Raw genomic sequence first — 12,144 nt, forward strand, 5'->3', positions numbered from 1 at the left:
GATTCCCCAAAAACTATTCCATTTGACTCTGTCGCGGCATCTACCACTGTGGGCCACTTTATCCGCGTCGCTTTAAATACATATCCATCAGATTGGGGGAATCGTGCAGATATTTTTTTATTTTATTCTTAAAAGCTCAAAATACATTGATTTCATGACTTGCTAGCTAACTTAACGGACAACCTCCACAAGCAGTGATTTTAATCACATACATCTCAAAGAATGAGAATGGAACTAATACGAAGCACCAGAAAAGGAGGATTTAAGACAAATTTACATACCTAATTGTCATTCAGAGAATGCTCCCAGAATATTTTCATGTGAACATGTAAAATAGGCTTGAAAGTGAGGAATCGAGACATGCGACAAGAGATCCATAGCCACTTAGATACTGCCGAGCTCTTACACTGCGCCTTGGAAGCAAGTCGTACAAAAGACCATGACAAAGCAATTGAGCTACTTAAGCGTTGCCTTTTACTCGAGAAGCAACCGGCAACACATTTACTCCTTGCCGCAGAATATGCTCAGATAAAATTTTTTGATCGCGCCATCGAAGAAATGCAGATGAGTATAGAAATGGCCCCCACTTTATGGGTAGCTCATTTTCAACTGAGCCAAGTTTATTTAGTCACTCAGCAAATTGAGAAAGCTAAGAACATCTGGCAACACTTGGTTATCACGCCGAATACTCCTAAGTACTTTCAACTATTTTCTAATGGGTTGCTGGCAATAATAGAAGAGCAAACTCAAAGTGGTCTTGATCTGCTAAGGCAAGGAATACAGTCCAACACAGAGAACCCGGCCCTAAATTCTGATGTCGAACAAATTATCCAGGTAGTAACGGAAACAGCCAAAGAAGAAAAAAGTGTTGCCAAGGATAGCGATGCAATAAATAAAATGCTCCTATCACAATATGGAGCCGGCCAGCCAATATGAAGCTTGACAACAGGTTCAACAACCGAGCTTACCTCGCGGGGAGATCTTCGACACCCAGCAGGCCGGCACCACAACAAAAAGCAAACATAGAAAACGTTAGCGGCAACCCCACTGAGGCCCCTCAGGGAGTAAAAGCATTTACAACGCAAGAAATTATTGAGCTTCAGCGATTGGGGGGAGACTTGCAAAAGCAAAAAGAGACCATGATCAGTATCATTTTAACTAGAGAGTTTTCTCACAGGGTACCGTCAGAAGTTTTGCAAGATATGATCCACTCTGCATTTAACAAAGCCGGAAAAAATGAAGCCTATCAATATAAGCTGGAGAAGCTCATATTAGAAATTACACAGTAATTTGTCGCCTCTAATTAAAGCCACATTAAATTTTAAGACACGGTCAGTAAGTAGTGACCAAGATACAGAAAATTGAGGCAATAAATAGCCCACCGAAAAATAATCAAGCTGTATAGCGCCCAAGATCAGCACCTTGAGCACTAACAACGGCTTAATTTACAAAACTAACTAATTAAAGTGGTAGCAACTCCAACTCAACCCGGCGGTTAGCCTGGCGGCCTGACTCGGAATCGTTGCTCGCAATAGGATAACGCTCACCGTAACCTACCGCCTGCACCCGACCTGCAGAAACGCCCTGACCGCTGAAGAAGCCAGCAACGGAATTAGCGCGCTGTTCACTCAGGCTCTGATTGTACACATCTGAACCAGTGCTATCGGTATGGCCGCTGACTCGAATTGCAGTTTTATCGAACTCCTGCAATACAACAGTGACCGATTCCAGAGTGTCATAGAAATCAGTACGAATATCAGCGCGGTTAGTACCGAAGGTTATGTTACCTGGCATGATCAGGCGAATATTATCACCTTCACGCTCCACACGTACGCCGGTACCTTCCAAGCGCTGACGCAACAACATTTCCTGACGATCCATATAGTAACCAATGCCACCACCGATCGCCGCGCCACCCAGGGCACCAGTCAAGGCTCCCTTACCACGGTCTTTCTTACTGGCAGTAGCGACACCAACGATCGCCCCAGTTACAGCTCCAATTCCAGCCCCCTTGGCGGCATTACTGGTTTTACTTTCACCTGTGTAGGGGTCCAACGTGGAACAACCAACCATTGAACCCAGTGCCAGGGCTGCTACCCAATATTTCATTATTGGCTCTCCTAACGCATTTTTAAGTAACGGGTAATGAGCTACACGTGTCTTGTGCAATCTCTATATTGTTCAACACACTATCTGACTGGCGGCTGAACCAACCCAATGAAATTCTCCATAGACTAAAGCGAATCTATTGTCAGTTCTACTGACTAGTCCCCATTACGTACTAACTATTCATAACTACGTACCAATGACGGACAAAGTAGCGAGCAAGAAGTGATCAGCTTCTCGGTCTTCCACAAAATCTGTGGATAAAACTGTGTACTAATAAGCTATCCGTGGCGCCAACCGGCGTAAACTCTCGCCTACAGCGTTTTGCACATTTTTTAAACTCTTCAGTTTTCCTTTAAAAAACAACAAGTTAAAAATTTGCCTTGACGTAAAATAACGGTGGATATCTTCTTGTTTGAGGGAAAATTTTACCAACTGCGCATGTGGAAAAGTTTGTCAATAGCCCCACGTTCCACTGAGGCAATTTTTTAAGACGCTTTAGTTTTTAAAGTCGCCCCCAAGAGGCAGCGAATACCTCTATGTCTGTCACTTAGTAACAAAAAAAATTTTCGTGCCAGCCCCTATGGACTTCTATAAAAACCCTTCTGTAACCACTGAATTAGTAGTGCGGAGGTTTTTCATCCAGCGGCTTGCCGGCCCCCTGCACCTCAAAAGCAATCGTCCGATACTTTTCGCCCAACTCGCGCATATGTGCGAGTAGAGTGCGAATATCCGTATCCTGACGAGTAATCACATCATTTAATTGGCTTATAGTGTCCTCCTGAAAAGCCAAACGGCTCTCCAGTTCATCAACCCGCTCTACCAGAGCCTTTATTTCTTCAGTCATCACAACAACCCGTAAAGAACATCTACCAGACCGACCGCTCGACGATCCATAAATAAGCTCTGCCCCAAACGAGTTGTCACGTATCCGAAGCCCAGCCCTCTTTCCGGGTCAGCAAAGCCGACACTACCACCCGCTCCCGGATGGCCAAAGCCCTGGCTACCCCCAAAGCGCAAGTCCGCCGCGGAACTGCTGCGAATAAAGCCACAACCAAAACTCACCTCAGCCTGCAATACTTTATCGTGGCCATGACTCTGCTCCTTTGCCGCTTCATCTATCAACCGCTTGGGCAAAATAGTCGGCTCGTCACAGGTGAGTTCACCGTAAACCGCTGCCAGATCTCTCGCACTGAAGTGGCCATTGGCTGCAGGAATTAAGGCACCGCGCCACTCGGAGCTATTGGTACCCATCATCAAGCTCACCGGGTTGCTAAATGCCATCGCAACAGGCCCTTTGCGGTCTTCTTTTATGGCGCGGCCAATGGCATTTTCCCGAAGCTCTGGTAAGGGTTGTTTCAGCGGGCTGACATCGGCAATTCTCTGCGAACGATGTCCGTTTGCCCCAAAGCCCCCATCAAGATTGAGGGGTTTGGCTAGCAATTCCCGATAAAGTTCCAACAAGGGTTTTTCAGCAACCCTTTCAATTAACCCACCCAAGCTCCAGCCGTATAAAAATGGGGCGTAACCCTGTGCACTTCCGGGCTTCCACCAAGGCTCGCTGCCAGCCACCTGGTCGCAAGCCGCCTGCCAATCGTAAATCAAACTGTCTTTTACCCGCTCACGGAAAGCGACAAGTCCGCTGCGGTGGCACAGCAATTGGCGTGCGGTGACAGTTTCTTTGCCTGGGGCAAATTCAGGCCAGTAATCCGCTACCGGGCGATCCAAATCCAGTTTGCCTGCGGCAACTTGCTGCATCGCCAAAACTGCAAGAACGCCTTTAGAAGATGAGAAGACATTGGCCAATGTGTCTTCAGTAAATGGCCTCTCTGCACCCCGATCTGCACTTCCCGCCCATAAGGAACAGATTAATTCTCCGTGCTGGCGCACGGCAAAGGCCGCTCCTGTATCACCGCACTCGCGAAAATTTCTGGCAAAAGCATCGTAAAGAGCCTCTAAACCAGGGGCACAAAAGCCGTATATGTCCATGTATTTACGTCCAGATAATTCGGATAACTCTGTTGCAAGCCCGCAAGGGTAGTTTCTTCCACTCTGCGGCGCAAATCGGTAGTATTGCGCGCTCATAGCGAGGGATAAATATGACTCAGGAAAGCGCAATTCAAGATCAGATCCAGGGCAATCATTGCTTCGGCTGTGGCCCAGACAATGACCAGGGCCTGCGTATTAAAAGCTACTGGACAGAGAAGGATCAAACCCGCTGCGAGTTCCTTCCCAGCTCCCATCACAATGCTGGACCTGCTCAATATTTAAACGGTGGAATTATCGCTACGGTTATCGACTGCCATACCGTATGCACAGCCATCGCCGATGGTTACCTGCAAGCCGGACGAGCTGTCGGCACTGGTGACAAGATCTGGTATGCCACCGGCAAACTGGATATTAGCTATCTGGCACCGGCTGCCATCGATAAACCGGTCATTCTCGAAGCCACCATTGTTCAGCGCTCCGCCAAGAAAACCATTCTGCACTGCAACCTCACCAGTAATGGACGCCTCTGCGCCAAGGCAGAAGTCATAGCAGTCCGCGTCCCGGATGAATGGTAAAACCATAAGCTGATAAATGGCTGCCGGCCCTGTTTTGGCCGGCAGTGACAAAGTGCGAATAACTTACAGCGCTTCGCTCTCTTCCATATCCTCCAGGCGATGGCCGCAGAATTTGCAGTATTCCGCATCTGGGTCATGGGCACTACGGCTGCAGTTATCACAGCGCTGTTGCACTCGCTCCCGATGCATTTCTCCAGCCAATTCCGCCGTTAGAATGCCGGTAGGCACTGCAATAATTGAGTAACCAATCAGCATGGTCATTGCAGCAATGCCCTGCCCCAAAGGCGTTTGCGGAGAGATATCGCCATAACCAACGGTTGTGATGGTCACAATAGCCCAATAAACACTCGTGGGAATACTGGTAAATCCGTGGCCTGGCCCCTCCACCACAAACATCAGGGAACCGAAAATAATGCACATAACCAAAACACTGGAGTAAAAGACCAGGATTTTGCGCCGGGCCAGCCCGAGGGCTCGCAACAAGACGTTGGCATCACGTAAGTAGCGAACCAGCTTCAGGATTCGGAAGATCCGCAGCACCCGCAACAGGCGAATCACCAAAAGATAGGTGGCACCAGTATAGAGAAGCGCCAAGTAACTGGGGAGAATTGCGAGCAGGTCCACAATCCCATAGAAACTGAAAATATATTTGCGGCGATTCACCGTGCAATATATCCGGGCGATATATTCAATGGTGAAGAGGCCAGTAAATACCCATTCCAGGCCGATGAGTAAGTGCTCATAGCGATCGCGCACCGTACCTATGGAGGTCAGGAGCACCAAACCCACGCTAATCAGGATCGCCCAGATCAAAAAAACATCAAAATTCCGCCCTGCCCGGGTCTTGGTTCCGAAAATTACCTCATTGAGCAGTTTGCGACGTCCCGTCAACGCCATCTATCACCTCAACTACGCTGCTGTTTCATATTGCGGCAAAATTCTAACCTCTCAAGCCCCAGGGGTCGCCCCATTTTCAACATCGTTTACAGCGGCTTTAACATCCTGCGCACCTCGGGCACAATTCCCGACATTTTCAGCAAATACCAACGGAGTATTCCCAGCCATGGCTAAGGAGAATCGTCTCGTCTATTCAACTGACCTCGGTCGAATTAAAGAGGAATCCAAGACAGAGAAGCGCCGTGATGGAGATGGCATAGTTCGAATCCAAAGGGAAACCAAGGGCCGCAAAGGAAAAGGGGTGACTTGCGTGCGCGGGCTGCCAGGCACTGACAGCGAACTCAAGCTGCTCCTGGCAGAGCTCAAGAAGCGCTGCGGCTGCGGTGGCGCCCTCAAAGATGGGGTGATTGAGATTCAGGGTGACAAGCGTACTGAGATCAAAACATTCCTGGAATCTCGCAACCACACGGTAAAACTGGCCGGCGGTTAGCCGGCCTTAAGCAGTCGCAGTGGCTTTAACTGCAACTGCTTTTCCCGCTCCAAACACTGACTCAGCAAGGCGGCTAGCTGGATATGATATTGCTCCAGAACCACAGCGCGAATGTGTTTGCAACGCGATTCCATAACCTGCAGAGAATCCAGCACTTCCTGTCGCCCTTGTGGCAGCTGCCTGAAAGGCTCCTCCTGAGCTTTCAAATTTATTGCCGCCGCCACGCCTTGCTCTTTTAATAGAGCCGAACTCTCCACTGCCGCTACTATGGCATCTATCTCTCGCAAAGACAGCGCCGTATATTTTTGCAGCAGTTCCCTTTCATTCAACTCTGGTGATAGGTGCTGGGCAAATATTGCCAGCGAGTGGCTATAACCGGCGAGCCGATCCAGATGTGGTGCCAAGCTATCGTAGGCGGCCAAATGGCGCAGCTGGTTCCTGGCTGTCTGACGCTGATCCGTGGGCATAGTTACCAGGGATAGACACAGGCGCTGATAGAAAACACCATAAATCTGCTGTAATTGCTTGTGTGACTCCTCCAGTTCAGCGCGCTTAACAGCGATCTGCTCTTGAGCTCCTGCAAGGCTGGCCCCCTTCAAGCAATAGTCTTCAGCGGTAAAAGGGATTTTACCGCGTATCAGCGCCGCTCCCAGCTGCATTGTAAAAACCCTGATCTGCAAGTCCTCACGGCGTCCACGCAAATCACGCAACTCCACCTGTTTACTGCGCAGCCAATCGATAGTGCCCTGCAGACCCAGCGCCTGCATTTCCGCAGAGGATGGCCTGCGCAGAGGCATCAGGGTCAAGGGCGCCAGGCGATTGAAATACTCGTCCAGTACCTCAGCAGACTCCTCTGACTCCTTACTTAAACTCAGTAAAAGTCGGTTTTCGACCATCTCACAGTCTTTGCCAGCAACTTCAGACGTCACAGCGGTTGCCAGCCCGGCAAAGTCCACAAACATGGATTGCAGGGGTATCGCAGATCTAACCTGCCCCACAAATTCCCGCTCAATCAACACCGTTACACATTCACTGTCGATCGCCTGCTGAATATCCCAGGGGTCCCTGGCCTGCGTCATAGCAGCCTCAACTACATCGCAGGTATCAACATCCAGATTCTCCTGCATCCAACGGACGGCATCGGGAATATTTGCACAACTGCGTCCCAGCGCCTGGGCTTCGCGATTAATTTCTGTCACTAAAAGATCTGCGTGCACTAACCGATGCCACTTCCTAGCGAAGTCTGCCAACGCATCACTACCCATTATCTGCGCCGCAACACCGTCAGCCCTCTCCTGTAGCATTACGGCACTGCCTGCGGTTAAGCGGCAATGCAGTGCCTCCAGGCGCTGCAAGATAGGGAGCAAAATATATCCACCTGTCACTAGCATACGGTGAAATGGCGCGGCCAATGCTCCCGGAGCATTATCCGGGCTAACAACACTGCGCTCATTTTCAAAAGCCCACTGCATCAGTTCCAATCGCTGCACGGTGCCGTAAGTCAACCAACCAAGTGCGCCGAGCAAACGGCCGCGATAAAAGGCGAGCCCCCGGCCCACGAGTGCCAGGACCTCCTTTCCGTTCAATGAGGCGACGCTGGCAAGCCCTACCGTAAGTGGTAAATTCTGCCTAAAAACCTGGAGAAATCCCGGCAGGGAAAGAATATGGGAGTCTGCACTTACAAAGACCTGGCTGATCTTTGGCAGCCCTAACTTATCGACCAATGAATTAATTAACTTCAAGGCCTCCTTACCTTCAGAGGGCAACAGCTGACGGGGCTCCGATGATTCTCGCAAACGGGAGGATAAGCAGAAAAATGGCCAGACAAACAGCAGACCAACAAGCAGGGCGAGAAGTACGGTTAAAATACTCAGCGACACCCCCACCCAAGTAAGTTCTCCCTGCCAAACAGCCATAGGGATTTGCCATAGGGCATATCCACTGGAGAAAACACAAGCGAACAGTACCAACCAGAATATTGAAGGCACGATTACTGCTTTGACCACTCCCCAAACTGCCTTGCCCTGACTCGTGACACTGTCAGCCTGTAATCGGCCTGCATCAGATAAATACCACTCAACCGAATCCTGGGAGCCTTCCGGCTTTATTACTGGATTGCCTGCGGCAGGAGTGGATGAAACGACTTTCTGGGGCTCGTTTGCTTCGAGAGTTTTCTGGCTAACAGGAACAAAAGGGTCAGTACCAGCGCGCGACTTATCCGGCGCATCCACCGATGCAGCATTGACCTGGGCCTTGCGCCGCTGGGCGACTTTTATCTTTGCAATCAGCTCGCGGTTATCAAATCGTCCCGCCGGACAAACCTCCACTCGCAGGCCAATTTTCTGCAGACTGGTGCGAAACTCCAGCGCCTGGTCAGAAACCAACCGATCTTTAATTACCCAGCCTTTTAGTAGCAGCCTGCGCGCCTGGGGCTCCGAGATAGAGAACAACTTCGCCACATCCCGGATAACCGGACCCGGTTCTTTGGCGTGAAGCGTCCTTCCCGTGGAAACCACCTGGTACAAATCCTGGCCCGCCATCTCCCTCTCCTGTCACCAAGTGACGCAAATTGTCACATTTATTACATCTTGCGCGGAGAGTAAAAGATTCAGAGAAAATCAGTTGCGCACCAGTTCTCACCAAGCCAGTTCAAAAACAAAAATGGCAGGAAAGAAGGCAAAGTTCACAGTTTTTCTGGCACGCTTTGCCAATTTAGAAAGAAATCAGGGAGTGAATATCGCTAGAACACGCGCCGCCAGATCTGGAATAGACAACCCCTTATCTCTCGGCTTATACCAACTGTATGTGTGACTCAAGGCACCGACCAGCAAACGCCTTACCAGTGCGGGATCACCACCGGGACATTCGGCGGCCTCAATAGCGTCCAGCCATATCTGCTCATACTCCTCCCTTAGGCGCAAAACCTCCTGCTGACTTTCTTCGGATAGGCTTCTCCATTCCACTACCAGGATAGAAAAACCCGGTACTGCCAACCCATGAATAGCCTCTAATTCACACTGAATACAGGCCTGAAGCCTCTCTTGCGGTGTTCGACTCTGTTCCGCCGCGGTTCGCATTCGCGCACCGGCAAATATCGTCACCTCCCGCATTACTTCACAGAGAATCTGCTCCTTACTGGAGAAATGATGAAAAATACTGCCAGACAAAATACCCACTTCAGCAGCGAGATCCCGCACTGTTGTCCGGGCAAACCCTTTTTGCTCAAACAACCGCGCTGCAGCATTCAGCAAACGTCCACGGGCAGATTCAGGATCTGTTAGCACTCCCTCTGCCACCAAAGCACCTACCAGCTGCTGCGGCGATAACTCTTCGGGAACTCTCACTAAATCCTGCCCACTTTCAATCACGAACCACTCCCCGTATTGATCAATTTGAGTCAAACATCTTAACGGCCCTGAGAATTTTTAATCAAATAGGCGCCAAGTATTGAATACCAAGCGCTTGCTTGGTAGCGTTAAGCTATTCTGCGTTTTCCCACACGCAGGCGCAAGCGCCGACAAGAACAATAAAAACTGAATAAGCCGTAAGGCCGTAAAAAAGGAAACTTTCATGCGCTATCAAAGCCAGCTGCGCTCCGGCAGCTTTAGCGAGCAAACCTATATCGTCACCGGTGGCGGAAGCGGTATTGGACGCTGCATTGCCCACGAACTGGCCAGCCTCGGCGCCCATGTAGTATTGATCGGGCGCAAACTGGACAAGCTGGAAAGGGTTGCCGGCGAGATCCACAACGATGCTGGCGAGTGCAGCTTATTCAGCCTGGACATCCGCGATGAAGAAGGGGTGCAGGAGACAGTGGGGCAAATAGTCCAGGCCCGGGGCCAAATTCACGGATTAGTGAACAATGCCGGTGGCCAGTTCCCCTCACCCCTTGAGCAGATCAACACAAAAGGGTTCGATGCTGTTGTACGCAGTAACCTGCTCGGTGGCTTTTTAATGTCCCGAGAAGTTTTTGTTCAATCTATGAAACAGCACGGCGGCAGTATCGTAAATATCACCGCAGATAACGCCGGCGGTATGCCAATGATGGGCCATTCCGGTGCCGCTCGAGCAGGCATGGAAAATATTACCGAAACCTCCGCATTAGAGTGGGCACCTTTTGGGGTTCGAGTTAATGCTGTAGCGCCAGGCTATATTCTCTCCAGCGGCTTTGATACTTACGACCCCAAATTCCTGCGCGAGCTATTACCGGGCTTCCGAGACAGTATTCCCCTCTATCGATTGGGAGAGGAAGCGGAAATTAGTGGGGCCGTGTGCTTCCTGCTTTCCGATGCCGCCAGCTATATCACCGGACAAACGCTGCGTATCGATGGTGGCTCGAGTCTCAAACATCACTCTCCCCTTTGGCAGCCACAGGCGGCCCGTAACTCTAAGCGCTTCAACGGATTCCATCGCAAACGCCGGCCGCAGGTAGTGGAAGAATTGGAAGCGGAGGGCAAGCTCTAATGCAGCCGATTGATTCCCAGCTCGACAACCGCTCGGCAGAGTTCAATGACAACCAAGCTGCCATGCTGGAACAGATCAACCATTTTCGTGAAGCTGAGCAACGTCCGGTACAGGCAGAGAAAAGTAAGGCTGCGCGCTATCGTGACAGGGGCTGGCTGCTGCCAAGGGAGCGCCTTAATTTATTGCTCGACCCCGGCGCACCTTTTGTTGAGTTGTGCTCCCTTGCTGGCTATAAACTTTTTGACGACCAGGATGGTACCGGTGCGGGTGGCGGAGCCATTTGCGGCATTGGCCAGGTCAGCGGACACCGTTGCATGGTTCGGGTGGATAACTATGCCGTAAAAGGTGGCACCATCTCACCAGCCGGGATGGATAAAGCCCTGCGAATGCAGAGGATCGCTCTGGAGAATCATTTGCCGATTGTCGCCCTGGCACAAAGTGGTGGTGCCAACTTGATGTATGCCAGCGACACTTTCGCTCCCGGCGGGCGGGGGTTTGCTAACCAGGCGCGAATGTCCGCTGCCGGTATTCCGCAAGTAACTGTGGTACATGGCGGCGCTACTGCCGGCGGTGCTTACCAGCCAGGCCTGTCAGATTATGTGGTCATGGTGCGCGGGCAAACCGGCATGTATCTGGCTGGGCCGCCGCTACTGAAAGCAGCCACCGGTGAAATTGCCGATGCGGAAAGCCTCGGTGGAGCGGAAATGCACTGTACCGAATCCGGCAGTGGCGATTACTTAGCTGAGAACGACGCCGATGGTATCCGCATAGCAAGGGAAATTATTGCCACCCTACCCTCACCCATTAAAAGCTCAGTACAAAAAGACTACCGAGACCCATTGCATCCTATCGACGACCTGCTCGGCCTGATTCCAGCAGACAGTAAAAAGCCCTACGACGTGCGCGAAATTCTCGCTCGTGTCGCCGACGGCTCTGCCATGCTGGATTTCAAGCCGGAATTCGATCGACAAACCGTATGTGGCCATATTCGTATCGAAGGCTTCCCTGTGGGAATTATTGGGAATAACGGCCCGATCACCCCCAAGGGGGCCAACAAGGCCGCGCAGTTTATTCAGTTGTGCGGACAGAGTGGCACGCCACTGCTGTTTTTACATAACACCACCGGCTTTATGGTGGGTACCGAGGTGGAGCGCAACGGCATCATCAAGCACGGGGCCAAAATGATTCAGGCCGTGGCCAATGCCAGCGTACCAAAACTCAGTATTGTCGTGGGCGGTTCCTACGGGGCCGGCAACTACGCCATGTGCGGTCGCGGATTCGATCCCCGCTTTATTTTTGCCTGGCCCAATTCCCGCACCGCAGTTATGGGTGCAGCCCAGGCCGGCAAGGTAATGCGCATCGTCACACAACAAAAAATGCAACGCAGTGGCAATGTGGATGAGACGGTATTGGACAAATTGGAAAATGACACCAGCGCATTTATGCATGGCAATTCCGATGCTCTCGCCTGCAGTGCACGCCTCTGGGATGACGGCATTATCGATCCCCGCGATACACGCAAACTTTTAGGCATGTTGCTAGAAATTTGCAATGAGGCCGAGCAGAGAAAACTCAATAAAAATACCTTTGGCGTAGCTAGGTTCTAACGAAAAACCGGGGTAA

General features: G+C 50.9%; 12 protein-coding genes. 6 read left to right on the top strand and 6 right to left on the bottom strand.

The features are described from left to right. Nucleotides 1–360: 360 nt before the first annotated feature. Nucleotides 361–936, top strand: coding sequence for a tetratricopeptide repeat protein (locus tag ACJJIN_RS07875; RefSeq protein WP_444897592.1), 576 nt, complete (start codon nucleotides 361–363; stop codon nucleotides 934–936). Next, nucleotides 933–1,289, top strand: a complete 357-nt coding sequence (locus ACJJIN_RS07880) for a hypothetical protein (RefSeq protein WP_444897593.1) — start codon at nucleotides 933–935, stop codon at nucleotides 1,287–1,289. Before ACJJIN_RS07875 ends, ACJJIN_RS07880 begins: the two co-directional genes overlap by 4 nt. Nucleotides 1,290–1,461: 172 nt before the next feature. Here the strand turns inward: ACJJIN_RS07880 and ACJJIN_RS07885 are convergent, their stop codons facing one another. From ACJJIN_RS07885 to ACJJIN_RS07895, 3 genes are all read right to left on the bottom strand, one after another. Next, entirely contained in the window at nucleotides 1,462–2,109 is a 648-nt protein-coding gene (locus tag ACJJIN_RS07885) for a YiaD family glycine zipper/OmpA-like lipoprotein (RefSeq protein WP_444897594.1), read from the bottom strand. 616 nt (nucleotides 2,110–2,725) lie between these two features. Beyond that, nucleotides 2,726–2,953: a SlyX family protein gene (locus tag ACJJIN_RS07890; protein ID WP_444897596.1), complete on the bottom strand. Its 228-nt coding sequence runs from the start codon at nucleotides 2,951–2,953 to the stop codon at nucleotides 2,726–2,728. Then, nucleotides 2,953–4,095: a serine hydrolase domain-containing protein gene (locus tag ACJJIN_RS07895; protein WP_413665481.1), complete on the bottom strand. Its 1,143-nt coding sequence runs from the start codon at nucleotides 4,093–4,095 to the stop codon at nucleotides 2,953–2,955. The genes ACJJIN_RS07890 and ACJJIN_RS07895 overlap by 1 nt, the downstream gene beginning before the upstream one ends. Before the next feature lie 110 nt (nucleotides 4,096–4,205). On the opposite strand from ACJJIN_RS07895, the gene ACJJIN_RS07900 reads away from it, so the two are divergent. Next, nucleotides 4,206–4,670: a PaaI family thioesterase gene (locus tag ACJJIN_RS07900; RefSeq protein ID WP_444897597.1), complete on the top strand. Its 465-nt coding sequence runs from the start codon at nucleotides 4,206–4,208 to the stop codon at nucleotides 4,668–4,670. Between the two features lie 63 nt (nucleotides 4,671–4,733). Here ACJJIN_RS07900 and ACJJIN_RS07905 read toward each other — a convergent pair whose 3' ends face one another. Continuing rightward, nucleotides 4,734–5,567, bottom strand: coding sequence for an ion transporter (locus ACJJIN_RS07905; RefSeq protein ID WP_444897598.1), 834 nt, complete (start codon nucleotides 5,565–5,567; stop codon nucleotides 4,734–4,736). Nucleotides 5,568–5,733: 166 nt separating this feature from the next. Between ACJJIN_RS07905 and yciH the strand changes: the two genes are divergently transcribed. Next, nucleotides 5,734–6,057: a stress response translation initiation inhibitor YciH gene (gene yciH / locus ACJJIN_RS07910; protein WP_282933173.1), complete on the top strand. Its 324-nt coding sequence runs from the start codon at nucleotides 5,734–5,736 to the stop codon at nucleotides 6,055–6,057. On the opposite strand, the gene ACJJIN_RS07915 is transcribed toward yciH, so the two are convergent. Further along, nucleotides 6,054–8,597, bottom strand: a complete 2,544-nt coding sequence (locus tag ACJJIN_RS07915) for a mevalonate kinase (RefSeq protein ID WP_444897599.1) — start codon at nucleotides 8,595–8,597, stop codon at nucleotides 6,054–6,056. The genes yciH and ACJJIN_RS07915 overlap by 4 nt on opposite strands. Nucleotides 8,598–8,780: 183 nt before the next feature. Continuing rightward, nucleotides 8,781–9,425 (bottom strand): TetR/AcrR family transcriptional regulator, encoded by a 645-nt coding sequence (locus ACJJIN_RS07920; protein ID WP_444897600.1) that lies wholly within the window; start codon nucleotides 9,423–9,425, stop codon nucleotides 8,781–8,783. 202 nt (nucleotides 9,426–9,627) lie between these two features. On the opposite strand from ACJJIN_RS07920, the gene ACJJIN_RS07925 reads away from it, so the two are divergent. Together ACJJIN_RS07925 and ACJJIN_RS07930 are read left to right on the top strand one after the other, a co-directional pair. Beyond that, nucleotides 9,628–10,521 carry an SDR family oxidoreductase gene (locus tag ACJJIN_RS07925; protein WP_444897601.1) on the top strand — a complete coding sequence of 298 codons (894 nt, stop codon included), beginning with the start codon at nucleotides 9,628–9,630 and terminating at the stop codon, nucleotides 10,519–10,521. Then, the gene (locus ACJJIN_RS07930; protein WP_444897602.1) at nucleotides 10,521–12,128 is read left to right on the top strand and encodes an acyl-CoA carboxylase subunit beta; all 1,608 of its coding nucleotides are present in this window, start codon (nucleotides 10,521–10,523) and stop codon (nucleotides 12,126–12,128) included. The genes ACJJIN_RS07925 and ACJJIN_RS07930 overlap by 1 nt, the downstream gene beginning before the upstream one ends. The last annotated feature ends 16 nt before the right edge of the window (nucleotides 12,129–12,144 follow it).

The sequence above is a fragment of the Microbulbifer maximicatervae (SeqCode) genome, from assembly GCF_052467505.1.

What these genes read in the sequence shown, in the direction of transcription:
- ACJJIN_RS07875 (WP_444897592.1), top strand. Translation starts at nt 361, where the DNA reads ATGCGACAAGAGATCCATAGCCACTTAGATACTGCCGAGCTCTTACAC.
- ACJJIN_RS07880 (WP_444897593.1), top strand. Translation starts at nt 933, where the DNA reads ATGAAGCTTGACAACAGGTTCAACAACCGAGCTTACCTCGCGGGGAGA.
- ACJJIN_RS07885 (WP_444897594.1), bottom strand. Translation starts at nt 2,109, where the DNA reads ATGAAATATTGGGTAGCAGCCCTGGCACTGGGTTCAATGGTTGGTTGT.
- ACJJIN_RS07890 (WP_444897596.1), bottom strand. Translation starts at nt 2,953, where the DNA reads ATGACTGAAGAAATAAAGGCTCTGGTAGAGCGGGTTGATGAACTGGAG.
- ACJJIN_RS07895 (WP_413665481.1), bottom strand. Translation starts at nt 4,095, where the DNA reads ATGGACATATACGGCTTTTGTGCCCCTGGTTTAGAGGCTCTTTACGAT.
- ACJJIN_RS07900 (WP_444897597.1), top strand. Translation starts at nt 4,206, where the DNA reads ATGACTCAGGAAAGCGCAATTCAAGATCAGATCCAGGGCAATCATTGC.
- ACJJIN_RS07905 (WP_444897598.1), bottom strand. Translation starts at nt 5,567, where the DNA reads ATGGCGTTGACGGGACGTCGCAAACTGCTCAATGAGGTAATTTTCGGA.
- yciH (WP_282933173.1), top strand. Translation starts at nt 5,734, where the DNA reads ATGGCTAAGGAGAATCGTCTCGTCTATTCAACTGACCTCGGTCGAATT.
- ACJJIN_RS07915 (WP_444897599.1), bottom strand. Translation starts at nt 8,597, where the DNA reads ATGGCGGGCCAGGATTTGTACCAGGTGGTTTCCACGGGAAGGACGCTT.
- ACJJIN_RS07925 (WP_444897601.1), top strand. Translation starts at nt 9,628, where the DNA reads ATGCGCTATCAAAGCCAGCTGCGCTCCGGCAGCTTTAGCGAGCAAACC.
- ACJJIN_RS07930 (WP_444897602.1), top strand. Translation starts at nt 10,521, where the DNA reads ATGCAGCCGATTGATTCCCAGCTCGACAACCGCTCGGCAGAGTTCAAT.